Origin of the sequence: Thermochromatium tepidum ATCC 43061, from assembly GCF_009664085.1 — a bacterium.
GTDB lineage: Bacteria > Pseudomonadota > Gammaproteobacteria > Chromatiales > Chromatiaceae > Thermochromatium > Thermochromatium tepidum.
In genome coordinates this window covers 68,169-82,187 of sequence record NZ_CP039268.1, presented here as the reverse complement: position 1 = coordinate 82,187, position 14,019 = coordinate 68,169, and the positions used below count along the sequence as shown (strand labels likewise).

At 62.9% G+C, this 14,019-nt stretch carries 14 protein-coding genes; 7 read left to right on the top strand and 7 right to left on the bottom strand.

Translation table 11 applies throughout. From position 1 onward, the window contains the following. Positions 1–68: 68 nt before the first annotated feature. Together E6P07_RS00355 and E6P07_RS00350 are read left to right on the top strand one after the other, a co-directional pair. Complete coding sequence (locus E6P07_RS00355; RefSeq protein ID WP_153973778.1) at positions 69–932, top strand: peptidylprolyl isomerase; 864 nt, start codon at positions 69–71, stop codon at positions 930–932. Between the two features lie 142 nt (positions 933–1,074). Continuing rightward, on the top strand, positions 1,075–1,266 hold the full coding sequence (locus tag E6P07_RS00350; RefSeq protein WP_153973777.1) for a hypothetical protein: 192 nt from the start codon (positions 1,075–1,077) through the stop codon (positions 1,264–1,266). A gap of 69 nt (positions 1,267–1,335) precedes the next feature. Here E6P07_RS00350 and E6P07_RS00345 read toward each other — a convergent pair whose 3' ends face one another. Together E6P07_RS00345 and E6P07_RS00340 are read right to left on the bottom strand one after the other, a co-directional pair. After that, a complete protein-coding gene (locus E6P07_RS00345) occupies positions 1,336–2,004 on the bottom strand; it encodes a cytochrome c3 family protein (RefSeq protein WP_153973776.1) in 669 nt (222 codons plus the stop codon). Further along, positions 2,004–3,461, bottom strand: coding sequence for a multiheme c-type cytochrome (locus tag E6P07_RS00340; protein ID WP_246172875.1), 1,458 nt, complete (start codon positions 3,459–3,461; stop codon positions 2,004–2,006). The genes E6P07_RS00345 and E6P07_RS00340 overlap by 1 nt, the downstream gene beginning before the upstream one ends. Before the next feature lie 240 nt (positions 3,462–3,701). Here E6P07_RS00340 and E6P07_RS00335 point away from each other — a divergent pair, with 240 nt between their 5' ends. Next, the gene (locus tag E6P07_RS00335) at positions 3,702–5,018 is read left to right on the top strand and encodes a cytochrome c family protein (RefSeq protein WP_246172874.1); all 1,317 of its coding nucleotides are present in this window, start codon (positions 3,702–3,704) and stop codon (positions 5,016–5,018) included. A gap of 77 nt (positions 5,019–5,095) precedes the next feature. Here E6P07_RS00335 and E6P07_RS00330 read toward each other — a convergent pair whose 3' ends face one another. Then, complete coding sequence (locus E6P07_RS00330) at positions 5,096–6,637, bottom strand: GTPase family protein (protein WP_153973775.1); 1,542 nt, start codon at positions 6,635–6,637, stop codon at positions 5,096–5,098. Positions 6,638–6,810: 173 nt separating this feature from the next. Next, the gene (locus tag E6P07_RS00325; protein ID WP_153973774.1) at positions 6,811–8,016 is read right to left on the bottom strand and encodes a YcjF family protein; all 1,206 of its coding nucleotides are present in this window, start codon (positions 8,014–8,016) and stop codon (positions 6,811–6,813) included. A gap of 199 nt (positions 8,017–8,215) precedes the next feature. On the opposite strand from E6P07_RS00325, the gene E6P07_RS00320 reads away from it, so the two are divergent. The 3 genes from E6P07_RS00320 (at position 8,216) to phoU (ending at position 10,416) form a co-directional block, all read left to right on the top strand. Continuing rightward, positions 8,216–8,596 (top strand): hypothetical protein, encoded by a 381-nt coding sequence (locus E6P07_RS00320; RefSeq protein ID WP_153973773.1) that lies wholly within the window; start codon positions 8,216–8,218, stop codon positions 8,594–8,596. Between the two features lie 15 nt (positions 8,597–8,611). Continuing rightward, positions 8,612–9,676 (top strand): AI-2E family transporter, encoded by a 1,065-nt coding sequence (locus tag E6P07_RS00315; RefSeq protein ID WP_153973772.1) that lies wholly within the window; start codon positions 8,612–8,614, stop codon positions 9,674–9,676. A gap of 80 nt (positions 9,677–9,756) precedes the next feature. Beyond that, a complete protein-coding gene (gene phoU / locus E6P07_RS00310; protein ID WP_153973771.1) occupies positions 9,757–10,416 on the top strand; it encodes a phosphate signaling complex protein PhoU in 660 nt (219 codons plus the stop codon). Here phoU and E6P07_RS00305 read toward each other — a convergent pair. From E6P07_RS00305 to efp, 3 genes are read right to left on the bottom strand one after another with little or no spacing between them, the layout of a single operon-like run. Beyond that, positions 10,409–11,329, bottom strand: a complete 921-nt coding sequence (locus E6P07_RS00305; RefSeq protein ID WP_153973770.1) for a phosphatase PAP2 family protein — start codon at positions 11,327–11,329, stop codon at positions 10,409–10,411. The two genes, phoU and E6P07_RS00305, sit on opposite strands and share 8 nt — an antisense overlap. 26 nt (positions 11,330–11,355) lie before the next feature. Next, positions 11,356–12,348 carry an EF-P lysine aminoacylase EpmA gene (epmA, locus tag E6P07_RS00300; RefSeq protein ID WP_153973769.1) on the bottom strand — a complete coding sequence of 331 codons (993 nt, stop codon included), beginning with the start codon at positions 12,346–12,348 and terminating at the stop codon, positions 11,356–11,358. Further along, positions 12,348–12,917, bottom strand: coding sequence for an elongation factor P (gene efp / locus E6P07_RS00295; protein ID WP_153973768.1), 570 nt, complete (start codon positions 12,915–12,917; stop codon positions 12,348–12,350). The genes epmA and efp overlap by 1 nt, the downstream gene beginning before the upstream one ends. Positions 12,918–12,951: 34 nt before the next feature. Here efp and epmB point away from each other — a divergent pair, with 34 nt between their 5' ends. Next, a complete protein-coding gene (epmB, locus tag E6P07_RS00290; RefSeq protein ID WP_153973767.1) occupies positions 12,952–13,959 on the top strand; it encodes an EF-P beta-lysylation protein EpmB in 1,008 nt (335 codons plus the stop codon). Positions 13,960–14,019: the final 60 nt, after the last annotated feature.

The following is a 14,019-nucleotide window of genomic DNA, read 5'->3' as shown; positions in this document are numbered from 1 at the left end:
AGCCGAATCTGGCTGGATTAGTTGTTTCTCGCCACTCACTCGCTATTCATCCCATGGAATCCTGACTCATGAACAAAACACGCCTTGCCCTTTTTTTGTGCACCCTGCTTGCCACCGGCGCCGCCTACGCCGAGGACAAAAAGGACACCGACTCGCCCGAGACCCTGATCGCTACCGTCAACGGTAAACCCTATCGGCTCGATTTGTTTCGTGTCTTCATCATGGAGCGCCTCCAGGGACGTCCGACCAACAATAACCCCGCCGTGCAGCAACAGCTCTTCGACGAGTTCATGAACCTGATCGTCGCCTCGCAGGAAGGCGAGCGCCGCCACCTCGAAGGCGAGCGCAATGTGGTCGCGGCCCTGGAACTTGAGCGCATGAAGGTCATGTCGAATGCCGCGCTCTCGGCGATGGCCAATGAGATCGAGCCGAGCGAGAAGGAGCTCAAGGAGGCCTATGACCGCGTCAAGGAACAGTCGACCCGCACCGAATACAAGGCGCGTCATATCCTGCTCAAAAGCGAGGACGAGGCCAAGAAGCTGATCAAACAGCTAGACAAGGGTGCCAAGTTCGAGGAACTGGCCAAGAAGCATTCAGAGGGGCCGACCGCCAAAGATGGCGGCGATCTGGGCTGGTTTGACCCGGCGCAGATGGTCCCTCCCTTCGCCGCAGCCGTGACCGCGCTGAAGCCGGGCAGCTACACCAAGGAGCCGGTCCAGACCCAGTTCGGCTGGCACATCGTCAAACTCGAGGAGACCCGCCAGGCCGAGCCGCCCAGCTTCGAGGAGGCCAAGCCGCAGCTGACGGCGCTCGTCAAACGCCAGAAGCTCGGCGAGCGGCTCACCGACATGCGTAACAACGCCATGGTGGAGCTCAACGAGGATGTGGTGCGCGTCACCAAGATCGAGGGCGAGGACGCCAAGAAGGACTGATCGGGTTCGGGGTGGATTGAGGCTGAATTCACCCCGGCGAGTAATACAGGGCTTTTCGACCTTGCAATTGGCTCACTAAATATTAGAATTAAGTTATATAGTGAAGTTGCAGAGGTTGACTATGTTAGGGTCTTGCAATGCGATGCGCACACTCGTTTTGATGTCTGCCGGCTTGCTGATGGCCGGCACCCTGTGGCTAGGGTTCGTCGAGACGACGGGTTGGCTCCTGGAGATGGCGGTCTTTAGCTTGCCGCTCATCCTGGCTGGACCTGTCCTCTTGGGGGTGGCGCTGCTCATCGCCTTTCTTCCGGGGCATTCCAAGCCCTGCTCCTAAGGGCGCTGAATACCCCCTCTCCCGCACGCGGGGGAGAGGGGGTAATCAGCCTGTCCCAAGCTCTCTGGATCAGCTTCCCGGTTGAGCCACAGCACGCGGGGCGCGGCGCGGATTGGTCAGCAGCCGGTCGGCCGCGCCTACTTCCAGACCGAATTCCGCCTCGATCATCCGGTTCCAGGCATCACGCTTGAAGGTATGCTCGTCCGGTACGGGGCGATGCACGAGATTGGTGTGACAATCGATACAGGTCTTGCCCTCAGTCTCCTCGCGATGGATGGCGGCCGTGTGGGTGCGCTCGCCCAGGATGGCCTCCTGGACATGACAGGACCGACAGCTCGCCGAATCGCGCTTGCGAAACCACTCGCGCGCGACGAAGGCCGAGTCGGGCAGATGGAGGGCATTGATGACTGGATCGTCGTAATCCACCCCGCCCAGGAACTGCTTGAACAGATCCGTGACCCCCATGGCGTGATCCCAGGTCGAGGCCAGCAGTCCGGGCGAGACATGGCAGTCGCCGCAGGAGGCGCGCACCCCGGAGGCCGAGTTGTAGTGCACCGACCCTTGGTAGACGGCCTCGGCAAAGGTCATGGAATGACAACTGGTGCAGAAGGCATTGCTGCTCGCGAAGTCATGGAATTCGTTCAGAAACCCGACGAAGACCATGCCGCCGATGCCGCCGATCCCCAGGGCGATCACCACGGGGCGCGTGATGGCGCGAAACAGACCCAAACCGGCCATCACCTGCCCCCCTCGCCCGCAAAGCCCAGGATCGCGCTCGTCTGCTGAGGATCGTTCAGCCATTGGTGCGCCCCGACCTTACTGATCACTGCCTCGACCAATTCGGCGGCGTGCTCACCGGCAATGGCGCGCGCCTCGGGTAGAAAACGCGCATAGAAATTGCGCCCCACCACATACATCCCCTCCCACCAGGCATGATTGGGGCTCATCATCGAGGCACCATGCCGGGCGCGCGCGCCCTCATCGTGCCACAGCTCCCAATAGGTAAACTCGATCGGCTCGTCGAAGGGCGTGGGCGTGAGCAGCTCGGCGGCATAGAGTCGGTCCATGATGGTGCGCGCCGGATGGGCGAACTTGGCGTTGAAGAGTTCGACTACCGCATCGAACTGATTCATAAAGCCCTCGGTGAAGCCCTTGGCATGACATTCGAGACAGACCATCGACATGGCCTGACGCCGCCGCTCAGGGGGCGCCACCGTCTTGACCCGACCGACCGTGCCGTCGAGCCGGGTCAGCTCGGCGCCGCGCTTGGGGATCTCGGCATCCTCCGGCAACTCCAGCTTGGCGCCGTCCTCAAAAACGACCAGGAACTGTCGTTTGGAGACCGGGCTATTGAGGCTCCAGACATTGCGCATCCCGACGTCATGGGTCGAGGGCAGCTTGCCGGCGGCGCCCATGTGACAGGTGACGCAGGTCGGCGCAGCCGTGTAGTCGCGTCCGGCGATCCACTCGGGCGCCTCCAGATTCATCTGATGCCGGTGCGCCACATAGAGCATGCCATGCTTGGAGGCCTCGAAGATCTCCTTGTCGGGTGAGTCTGGACCCGAGTGGCAGCGCACACAGGCGTCCGGTTCGCGCGCCTGGGCCTTGGAGAAGCCGTGACGGCCATGGCAGGCCGAGCAGGAGCCCTTGGAGCCATCCGGATTGATCCGTCCGATGCCCGAATTCGGCCAGGTGGCGGGATCGAGCCGTCCATCGCCCTGCACCCTGACCCTTGACCCGTGGCACTGATCGCAGGAGGCAGCACGCATGACCGGACCGCCGACATGGTCGGCCAACGCCGGTAGGCGTGCCTCGATCAGGGTAAAGGCCTCGGCATGGACCGAGCCCTGCTGCTCCTCGTACTCCTTTTGGTGGCAGCGCCCGCAATCCTTGGGCGAGACGATGGTGGCGATGACCTGGCCCTCGTGGACCATGGCGTCCGGGTCGGAGCGCTCGGCCCTGTGGCAGTCCAAGCAGTTGACGCCGGCGGCGTGGTGGGCGCTCTCGCGCCATTGCGCAGCCAATCCGCTCGAGGCCTTGGCATGACAGCTCACGCATTTCTCGCCCGCCTCATCCCCCCACTGGCTCGGGTCGAGCGCGACCTTTTCGGCAAGCCCCGGCTCGGCCAACAGCCCACTCAACAATAACCCCATCAACCACCATTGCCTAAAGATGATCTCGATCCCCTGGCGCATATAAATAACCAGAAACAGTTATTTGATTGAGAATTATCAGTCTGAATTATTGGTGATTTCTGGCGTTCGGGCAATTAAATTAACAGTTAGATAATTTGCTTATTAAAAAATGATAAATTTTTGATTTATGATCGACCGACTAGACCTGGCGTCATGGAATTGCTCACAATTAAAAATGCTCAATGACAACAAGGCTCGATTTCATCATCGAGTAAACCCCAAGGCCGAGGAGTGACGACCATGACACGACTGCGATCGCTATACGCATGTATGACCAATGGCTGGCCGGTGCTGTTGGCGCTAATCCTCCAGGCGCCCGCTGCCCAGGCCGAGCCGGGGGCCGAACCCATCCACCGCGTCTCATCCGAGCTCTGTGCGAACTGTCACGAGGACATCTATCGCCAATGGAAGGGTTCGATGCACGCCAAGAGTACCGCGCTCTCCGACCCCATCCATGGCCTCTTCTATCAGCAGGAGGTTGGGGATCCGACCGCCGAGGGCATGGTGCACAAGAAATCGGGCAAGTTTCCGCTCTGTCTGTACTGTCATGCGCCCAACGCCGCGCGCGACCAGACCACCAAGCTCGATGCCCATCCGGCCTATACTGAGGGTGTCAACTGTGTCGCCTGTCATACCCTCAAGACCTACAACGGCATCCAGGACGCAGAGGGTAAGCTGCGTTATGGCATCAAGGCCTATGACCTGAGCGATAGATTACAGGCCCCCATCGGCTTCCCGCGCGAACTGGAGCGGCTCAAGGCGCGTTCTGACGATCTCTTCGGCGGCGCGGTCGATGCAGTGCCCGATCAGAAGCCCAATCCGCATCTGGGCGAGCCGGTCGAGTTGGACGGCAAGACCATCCCAGCCCTGACCATGGAGGCCAATCCGCGTCAGTTGCGGACCTCGGATGCCTGCATGGGCTGCCATGATCAGCGCGACAACCCGCAGGGGGTGCCGCTGTGTCAGACCGGAAAGGAGTTCATCGCGGGCGGGAGTCAGGTTGCCTGTCAGACCTGTCACATGCCGGTCGCGGGTGGATTCGCCGATCACAGCATGGGCGGTGGCCATCACGAGGCGATGCTCAAGCGCTCGATCGTCTTCGATCTGACGACCAAGGCGGACAAAGAAAAGATCGCCGCCCAGGTCTGGATTCGCAACCTCCAACCGCACGCCATGCCGACCGGTGCGCCCTTCCGCAACCTCTATCTGAAGCTGACGGCCTATGATGCGAGTGGCGAGGTGCTGTGGCAGAACGCGGCCGATCATCCGTCCAAGGACGATCCGCGTGCCTATTTTGCCTATGGTCTGGCGGATGATCAGGGCAATCCCGCCCCGCCGCCGACTGCCACCAAGCCGGGGGATGACACACGCCTCCAGCCGCACGAGACCCGCGAGCTGAACTATGAGATCCCGGCCAAGGGGGTGGCGTTGGTGCGTGGCGAGCTGTACTACAACCTGCTCTGGCCGTCGCTGGTCGAGAAGTTCACCCAGTTGCCGGCGGAGCTGACGGCGCCCGTACTCATCGCCGTGTCGGAGAAATCGATCGGGTCGGAGTGATCCGAATGTAATTGGCGTGGCCGGTCATGGATGACTGGCCACGTGCAAGACCCTCAGCTGGATCTTTAAGCCCTTCCTCAATGCCGCGACGAGCGTCCGGGCAACGCCAGCAGAAAGCGCCCGGCATTGGCGAGCTGGCGACGCAGCAGCGTCCAGTTCTCATCGCGTCGCCGCACCGCCTGACACCGCAACAGCCGCGCGCGCTGGACGCGGTCCAGCTGCCCGAGGAGTGCCGTCCAGAGCGTGTCCTCGACGTTGTAGATTCGCCCCTCGGCCAGACAGACCGGGATGACATTGGCGACTGGTACCTCGAGATCGGACGCCAGGGCGGCGACCGCCGCCTGAATGCTCATGGCCTTGAGGTTGTTGGTATCCGTGAGGTCATAGGGGGGGTGCCACTCGCGTAGCGGACGCAGTTGATCGATATGGGTGACCACCACCAGGAGCGGCGGCGGGCGGCGATCGAGCCGAGCCGCCAGAGCGGTGCGTAGGGTGTGCAAGATCTGGCGTTCGGACTGACGGTCCGGTCGGTGCGCCGCGCTCACCCAGAGGATGAGATCGGCCAGGTTGGCCGCGTCGTGCAGTATCTTGTAGCCCAGACGATCGGCCCCAGGTGAATCCAAGATCAACGCCTGATCGACCCCGTTGAGCTCCAGCCGGTAGGGTGTGAGCGCCCGCGTGGTGTCAGGCAGGATGTCGACTGCAGCGCGCGGGTGGCCGAAGAGCGCGTTGATGAGGCTGGATTTGCCGCTATTCGAACGTCCCAGCACCAAAAAACGTAGGGGCTCCTGGTCTAGATCCTTACGGGGCGCACGCTCAACCTCGACGGCACGCTCCAGGTCGCGCTGCGAATCCTCGGTCAACCGCTCGACCGGCTCGGCGTCGTTCAGTGGCAGAAGCCCACCATAGAGTTCGATGGCATGGCGTCCGACCTGACGCACGTATTCTTGGAGCAGCCAGCGATAGAGATCCTGTCGCGCTGCCGCGAATCCACGCTGGTGTAGCTGCCCCATTGCCTCGCTGAGCAGTGCGCCGACCGGATTGAGGGCCAGCCGACCGGCGCGATAGAGATTGAACATCCGTTCGGCAAAACCACGCCAGCGATAGGCCCGCACCAGGGCACCGACGGTCAGGCGATGGCTCAGCGGGACGTGATCGGTGATGCGGCGGCGTAGGTCGCGGCTCGCGCGCTCGATGATCAGCAAGGCATGGGGGACTCGCAGTTCGAGTAGCGGCTGCTCGACCTCGGGGTGAAAGTGCCGAGCGACCCGTTCTAGGGTAAGCAGGGCAAGTGCTCCGACCCGCATCTCCTTGTCGAGCGGCCAGTTGTCCGGGTCGATCGACTCGGCCCAATCCTCGACCAAGACCCAGGCCGCCTCGGCCGACGGCGGCCAGTCCGGGTCCGGCCCCACGTGCTCCAGGACGAGCGCCTGACGCTCGCGTCGTCTGAGCCACACCTGAAGGCCGAATCCGAGCAGTCCGCAGGCGAGGCTGGATCCGAGCCAGTAAAGCACGGCGCTGTGTTGATGGAGCCAAACGAACCCCAACAACAGGAGGACGGCGAAGGGCAGCAACCACAACCCCAGCGCCACCAGCCACCAGAGGTCGATTCGGCTCATCTTCGCCGCGCCTCCGCCAGGGCCTGGATCAGGTCTGACCCGTTCCATCAGGATCATTATCCCTGCTCAAGAGCAACAACGCCGACGTCCTGCGTCAGCGCGGTCGATTTCACCGCACCCTTGCGGGTGCGGCCAGCACTGTAAACTATTCCGCCCCTTCGACATGGATCCTGTCACTCCCCGACCAGCGAATCGCGCACCATCCAGGTCCCCTGGCTGATCTGATCGGCGAACACGCGCCGCAGTGCACGCGCCTCTGTGCTCAGCCCGAGATTCCGTCGACGCAGATAATAGGCCGCGGCCTTACCGAGCGCGAAGGTGGTCGCACCGCTGGCGCTCGCCCCCCAGACCGCGCCTAGGGTCTGACCTAGATAGGGGACCAACTTGATCAGGGTCCGGCCCGCCATCCGCGCCCCATAGGAGAACCCGAATCCAGCCCCCAGCAGCCCCAGAAACTCGAGGATGGATCTGCGATCCCAGGTCTGGCCATGGAGTGCGGCCAGGCTCTGGAGCATCTTGGCCTGGATCAGGGGCACCCCTGCCAGGTCCACCCCAGGCAAGGCCCCGAGACCAGCGGCAGCCAGCGTATAGCCGAGGATATGCGGGTGTGCGGCGCGATCGAAGAGGTCCTGGACCTCGGGATCGCGCCCGAGCAAAAGTCGCAACGGCAGGGCCGAGAGGGTATCGATCGCCTCCCAGAGTGCATCCAGGCCATAGTCGGCGGGTTCATAGCCATCCTCGGGTCGGGTGAGGTCTACGACCACCCAGTGCGCCGGCGCGCGTCCAGGAAGGTCTGAGGCCAGCTCACGCTGCATCCGCAGGGCGCGGATCAGGTCGGACGGCAGGCTCGCCGGCCAGGGCACGGTCGCGAAGGGATAGGGCTGGGGGTGCTCGAAGCGCGGTGGATAGAGCTCGTGTAGCGCGGTTTGGACCAGCAACAGTGGCCATTCGGGATGACGCCGGCGCACGGTGCGCACCACCTCCAGCACCGCAGTCTGGTCGAGATCGCCGGCCTTCATGACCACGACCAGCAGATGGGCCTGGGATTCACCAAAACGGATGTCTTCCTCCGGATCATAATCGACCTCGCCCAGACCACGGGTATCCAGGAAGCGGATCACGGGCGCTTCAGCCGGAAAGTCGTAGATCCGCGAACTGCGGGTGCAGGGCTGGAAGCCGTTGCCAATCTCGGCAGCCGGGCTGCCGGTCAAGGCATGGATGAGCGAGCTCTTTCCCGACTGGGTCTTGCCGATGAGCCAGAGCAGCGGGAGCGAGGCGCGCTCGCGCGCCGTCCTCAGCGCCGACTCCAACGCCGCGTCGTCTATATGCGGATTGAGCAGGACCTCGGCCAGTCGCTGCCAACGCCTCCCCTCGCCCATGGCTACACCGGTTCGTTGAATGATCGTCGCCCTCGCCGGTCGCGTCTTAGGTATAACCGAAACCCGGCAGCCAATCCATCCTTGACCCAGATCTGACCGGTCGCGAGGAGCGAACACACCGGATCGTGACCGGTGCGGCTACCGAAACGGCGTGCGACTGTGATATAAGCGGATTTTATTTGGATCCGATCCCAAACGAATGAATCCGAACACGATTTCCGCCGACGAGCGACGCCTGCTCAAGTGTCTGCGCGCCCTGGGGTCTCGCGAACGCGAGACCCTGCTTGCCTTCGCCGACTTTCTGGCCGCGCGTGCCGGGGCAAGTCAGCGCGAACCCGTTGTCGCGCGCGAACCACACCCTGTGCCAAGGCCCGAGCACGAAAGCGTGGTCGCTGCCATCAAGCGTCTCTCCCAGAGCTACGACATGCTTGAGCCCCGCGCCCTGCTGCACGAGACGTCCGCCCTGATGTCGGCCCATGTGCTCCAGGGGCGTTCGGCGAACGAGGTCATCGATGAACTGGAGGCGCTCTTTGCGCGCCATTATCGTGATTATCGTGCCGGGATCGCTGCGCAGGACTAAGGCTGCCCTAGCGTTATGAACATCGTCGCACACTGGTTCAAGCGCAATCTCTCCAATCCGCAGATCGTCTTTCTTAGTCTCTTGCTTTCGACCGTCTTTGCGGTCGTGCTCTTCCTGGGCGACATGCTCAGGCCGGTGCTCGCCAGCATCGTCATCGCCTATCTGCTGGAGGGTGCAGTCGGCGCATTCCAGCGACGCGGAATGCCGCGCCTGCCGAGTGTGCTGGTGGTCTATCTGCTCTTCATCACCTTCTTGGCTATGATCCTGGTCGGCATCCTGCCCTTGCTGTCGCGTCAGATCCGGGATCTGGTGCAGCAGCTTCCCAATATGGTCTTCGAGGGCACGCGCTTCCTGATGGATCTGCCCGAGCACTATCCGGAACTGGTCACCCAGGCCCAGCTCTCCGAGCTGATCCTGTACATGCGCACCGAGGCCGTCTCCTTCGGACAGCAGGTGCTGTCCTGGTCGCTCGCCAATGTCGCCAGTGTCATCACCATCCTGGTCTATCTGATCCTGATGCCGATCCTGGTGTTCTTCTTCATGAAGGACAAAGATCTCATCCTCGGCTGGTTCAGACAGTACCTGCCCGAGCATCATGGGATCGCCGGGCACGTCTGGCGCGACGTAGACCGCCAGATCTCCAATTACATCCGTGGCAAGGTCTGGGAGATCCTCATCGTCTGGGCGGTGAGCTTCGTCACCTTCTATGCCTTCGGGCTGAGATACGCGATGCTGCTGTCGCTGTTGGTCGGGCTCTCAGTCATCATCCCCTATATCGGGGCGGCGGTTGTCACCGTGCCTGTGCTCCTGGTGGCCTGGTTCCAGTGGGGCTGGTCGGCCCAGTTCGCCTGGTTGGCGCTCGCCTACGGTATCATCCAGGCGCTCGACGGCAATGTCTTGGTGCCCCTGATCTTCTCGGAGGTGGTCAATCTGCATCCGGTGGCCATCATCGTCGCCATCCTGGTCTTCGGCGGACTCTGGGGATTTTGGGGTGTCTTCTTCGCCATCCCGCTCGCCACCCTGGTGCAGGCCATCCTGAGTGCTTGGCCACAGGTGGCACCTGATGAGCCTTCGTCCTGAGCCGTCACCGAATGGTCAAATCCGCTCGCTATACTCGGCCAGACCGCCTTTCAAAAACTGGGTTGAACGAGATGGAAGCGATGCAACTCTTGATCGAAAAGAAACGCGAAGCCCTGCGTACGGGCTTGTTGTCGATGGCCGACCAGGTCGCCACCGGCCTGCATCGCTCCCTTGAGGCCCTGCGCAACCAGGATTCGGCCCTGTGCCAGGCGATCATCGCCGATGATACCGTCATCAACCAGGGGCGGCGCGCGCTGGAACAACAGACCCTGGTGGTACTGGCCTCACACCAGCCGGCTGGCCGGGATCTGCGCCTGATCGGGGCCACACTGGAGATCATCAGCGAGCTAGAGCGTATCGCCGACCATGCCGCCGATGTCGCGCGCATCCTGCTTCGGGCCCCCGCGTCTCCGCTCCCGATCGAGCCCGCCAAGCGCATCGGGATCATGGGCGACATCGCGCTGGCGATGTTCACCCAGGTCATGGCCGTCTATGCCGAGAACGGTTCCGCCGATCGGGCACGTGCCGCGGTGGCACGTGAGAGCGAGGTCGATGCCTTGGAAGAGACCTCCATCCGCGACGTCATCACCTGGTTATGCGACCAGAGGGAGTCCTCCTGTCTGCTGGGGATGCAGCTGCTCTGGATCGCGCACCACTATGAGCGGGTCGCCGACCGCGCCACCAACATCGCCGAGCAGATCATCTATATCGAGACGGGCGAGACACCCGAACTCAGCTAAAGTCGCGCCCGGATCCCAGTGGCCTTGTGGCGCGTTTACGGCTAACTAACGGGCCGACAATATACGACCAGATGGCGCTCGCCAGCGCACCGAGCGCAAGCAGACGCTGCATGAGCGCCGCTTGCGCATAGCCTCCATCGTCGAAGAGTAGGCCGCAGGCCATCACAGCGGCCAGCACCACGCAGGTCAGATGCACGTCTAACCTGGACGCAGGCCCTGTCCAACGCAGGGCGAGCCGTCCGCCGAGCCAGGCTGACAGCGCCCCCAGCGTCAATCCCGCGATCACATCGATCGGCCAGTGCGCCCCGACGGCGACCCGGCTTGCGCCCACCAAGAGCGCGATCAGCAGCAATAACACACGCCACTCGATCCAGCGCGTATGCAGCATCAACACGCCACAGAAGACGACAATAGAAACACTATGTCCGGACGGAAAACTCATGCGCTTGAGCGCCGGGCCGATGAGGTGAAAGGCATCCGCCGCCAGCACTGCCGGCGGCCTGGCGGTGTCGAGGAGCACCTTCAGTCCGCGACTGGCGGCGATCGCGATCAGCGCCGACAGGATCAGGGTCCAGAACAGTCGCGGCCGACGCAGCGAGAAGAAGAGTGTGAGGGCGAATAGCGCGCGCTCGTCACCCAGAGCCGTAAGACAGGCCCAGATCCAGCTTGGATACGCGGCGGCGAGGACATTGAGCCGAGGGAAGCCGGCGTGATAGCCGCAGATCAGGTAGAGACCGAGTCCAAGGATCGTCCCAACCCCGGCCCAGCGTAACAGCCAGCGTTCGCCACTGGCCATGGCGATCGGGGCGTAAGCCATGCCGAGGTTCAGGCGTTCACGCCACAGCGCGGGGAGGTCAAAGCGACCGACCCAGTGGATACCGCGACCGATCAGAGGATGCAAGCGGCTGAACATAGGGTTTTGTCAAACGCCTCGAAATCCTAGGCACGCTCGATGGCAAAGCTCAACACGGAATCGATGTGCTCGGCGCCGGTCGCGAGCATCAGCAGTCGGTCGAGCCCGAGCGCTACCCCGGCACAATCTGGCATCCCATGCGCGAGCGCCGCGAGCAGGGATGTGTCAAGCGGCGGTTCGGATCGCCCCTGGGCACGCCTGACGTCGAGATCGGACAAGAAACGTGCGCGTTGCTCGTCGGCATCGATCAGCTCGCCGAACCCATTGGCCAGTTCGATTCCCTCGACATAGAGTTCGAAGCGCTCGGCAACCCGAACCCCATCCCTCGTGCGAAGCCGCGCCAAGGCGGCCTGACTCGGCGGATAGTCGTACAGAAAGGTCAAACATCCCCGACCCAGTCCGGGTTCGAGACAGCGGGTCAGGAGCAGATCGAGCCAGCCGTCGCGCTCCAGATCGAGCCCATCCAGACCCTGGAGCCCGGCACGTTCGGCAGCGGCGCGCAGCTGGGCGACCTCGGTCTGCCAGGGATCGATCCCGAGTCGCTCGCGAAACAGATCGCGATAGCCGATGCGCTCGCTCGACAGGGTTGGGCGGTCTAGGGCCATGCGGACCAATGCCTCGACCTCATCCATCAGGCGCTCGTAGCTCCAGCCTGGACGATACCACTCCAGCAGGCTGAACTCGGGATGGTGACGGACGCCTCGCTCCTGGTCGCGGAAGACCTTGCAGATCTGATAGATCGGTCCGCTCCCGGCGGCCAGCAACCGCTTCATCGCGAACTCAGGTGAGGTCTGGAGATAGAGCGGACGGTTGGGACCGAAGCCGGCGATGTCGACCCGGGTCGAGAGGCTAACCAGGGCCGGATCCGTTACCGCCGCGCGCGACAGGATGGGCGTTTCGACCTCTAGAACCCCAGCCTCGCAGAAGAACACCCGGATTTTGGCATAGATCTCGGCGCGCGCCCGAATCACCGCCAGGCTGGCGTTCGGTCGCCAGTCTAAGTCTGAACCCTCGGACATCAGTCCTTGACGCGCGAGACGTATTCGCCAGTGCGGGTGTCGACCTTGATCAGCTCATCGGTCTGCACGAACAGGGGCACGCGCACCACGGCACCGGTTTCGAGCGTAGCCGGCTTGCCGCCACCGCCCGAGGTATCTCCGCGCACACCGGGGTCGGTCTCGACGACCTTGAGCACCACGAAGTTCGGTGGTTCGACCGTCAGCGGCGTGCCGTTCCAGAGCGTGACCTTGCAGATGTCGTTCTCCTTGATCCACTTGGCCGCCTCGCCGACGGCGGCTGCAGTGGCGGTCATCTGCTCGAAGCTCTCCGGGTGCATGAAGTGCCATTCCTCGCCGTCGTTGTAGAGATACTGCATGTCGGTATCATGCACGTCCGCCGCCTCGACGGTGTCGCCGGACTTGAAGGTCTTCTCGATCACACGCCCGGTCTTCAGGTTGCGCACCCGGACACGGTTGAAGGCCTGTCCCTTGCCGGGCTTGACGAACTCGTTCTCGAGGATGCTGTATGGATCCCCATCCAGCATGATCTTGAGTCCGCCCTTGAATTCGTTGGTGCTGTAGAACGCCATGTCATCCTCATTGCCTGTAGAAGTTAAGCGGATAATGTTATCGCGAAGGCTGGAGGCTTGTAAGAGCGAGCGGCGGGAGTATGAACAGGTCAGGGTCTTTACCCAGGTCGATGCGCTGCTCGCCTTTCTCGGTCTGGAACGAAGTCAGCTACCGGATCTGGACGATGAACCCGAGTCCTTCGGTCTGCGTGTTCCGCGCGCCTTTGCCGAGCGCATGCGCCCTGGAGATCCTGAGGATCCGCTACTACGCCAGGTGCTGCCGCTGGCCGCCGAGCGCCGGCCGGTTGCCGGCTATGTCGCTGATCCGGTCGGAGACACCGCTGCCGAACGCGCCCCCGGACTGTTGGTGAAGTACGCAGGACGAGCCCTGCTGATGCTGACCGGCCTCTGTGCCATCCATTGTCGCTACTGTTTCCGTCGCCATTTCCCCTATCAGGCCCTAGGACCGAACCAAACTCACCTGGAGCGGGCGCTGGAGGAGATCGCCAGCGATCCCAGCCTGACCGAAGTGATCCTGAGCGGCGGCGACCCGTTGATGCTCGACGACGACCGGCTCGACGCGCTGATCCAGGGGCTGGAGCACATCGACCATCTCAAGCGTCTGCGCCTGCACAGTCGATTGGCGGTCGTGTCACCCGTGCGCCTGACCGCACGACTGGCGGCCCGCCTGACAGCGGGCCGACTGGCGAGCACCCTGGTGATCCAGGCCAACCACCCGCATGAACTGGATGAATCCGTGCGCTTGGCCCTGCTCGACTGGCGCGCCGCCGGAGTCACCCTGCTCAACCAAAGCGTCCTGCTGTTTGGCGTGAACGATCGGGTCGAGACCCTGGTCGAGTTGAGCGAACGGCTCTTCGCGTGCGGCGTGTTGCCCTACTATCTGCATGGACTGGATCCAGTCGCCGGCAGCGCCCATTTCCAGGTGAGCGACGTCGAGGCCCGACGCCTACTGGCTGAGCTGCGCACCCGTCTGCCCGGCTATCTGGTGCCGCGCCTGGTGCGCGAGATACCTGGGGCGCCCGCCAAGCAGCCGCTCGAATAAAGCGTATCCGGTGCTTTTCCTTTGTGGCCGGGAAGACCGATAATCGCCCCATCAGCGATG

Excerpts from the sequence above, each read along its gene's own strand:
- E6P07_RS00355 (WP_153973778.1), top strand. The coding sequence starts at position 69 with ATGAACAAAACACGCCTTGCCCTTTTTTTGTGCACCCTGCTTGCCACC.
- E6P07_RS00350 (WP_153973777.1), top strand. The coding sequence starts at position 1,075 with ATGCGCACACTCGTTTTGATGTCTGCCGGCTTGCTGATGGCCGGCACC.
- E6P07_RS00345 (WP_153973776.1), bottom strand. The coding sequence starts at position 2,004 with ATGGCCGGTTTGGGTCTGTTTCGCGCCATCACGCGCCCCGTGGTGATC.
- E6P07_RS00340 (WP_246172875.1), bottom strand. The coding sequence starts at position 3,461 with ATGCGCCAGGGGATCGAGATCATCTTTAGGCAATGGTGGTTGATGGGG.
- E6P07_RS00335 (WP_246172874.1), top strand. The coding sequence starts at position 3,702 with ATGACACGACTGCGATCGCTATACGCATGTATGACCAATGGCTGGCCG.
- E6P07_RS00330 (WP_153973775.1), bottom strand. The coding sequence starts at position 6,637 with ATGAGCCGAATCGACCTCTGGTGGCTGGTGGCGCTGGGGTTGTGGTTG.
- E6P07_RS00325 (WP_153973774.1), bottom strand. The coding sequence starts at position 8,016 with ATGGGCGAGGGGAGGCGTTGGCAGCGACTGGCCGAGGTCCTGCTCAAT.
- E6P07_RS00320 (WP_153973773.1), top strand. The coding sequence starts at position 8,216 with ATGAATCCGAACACGATTTCCGCCGACGAGCGACGCCTGCTCAAGTGT.
- E6P07_RS00315 (WP_153973772.1), top strand. The coding sequence starts at position 8,612 with ATGAACATCGTCGCACACTGGTTCAAGCGCAATCTCTCCAATCCGCAG.
- phoU (WP_153973771.1), top strand. The coding sequence starts at position 9,757 with ATGCAACTCTTGATCGAAAAGAAACGCGAAGCCCTGCGTACGGGCTTG.
- E6P07_RS00305 (WP_153973770.1), bottom strand. The coding sequence starts at position 11,329 with ATGTTCAGCCGCTTGCATCCTCTGATCGGTCGCGGTATCCACTGGGTC.
- epmA (WP_153973769.1), bottom strand. The coding sequence starts at position 12,348 with ATGTCCGAGGGTTCAGACTTAGACTGGCGACCGAACGCCAGCCTGGCG.
- efp (WP_153973768.1), bottom strand. The coding sequence starts at position 12,917 with ATGGCGTTCTACAGCACCAACGAATTCAAGGGCGGACTCAAGATCATG.
- epmB (WP_153973767.1), top strand. The coding sequence starts at position 12,952 with ATGTTATCGCGAAGGCTGGAGGCTTGTAAGAGCGAGCGGCGGGAGTAT.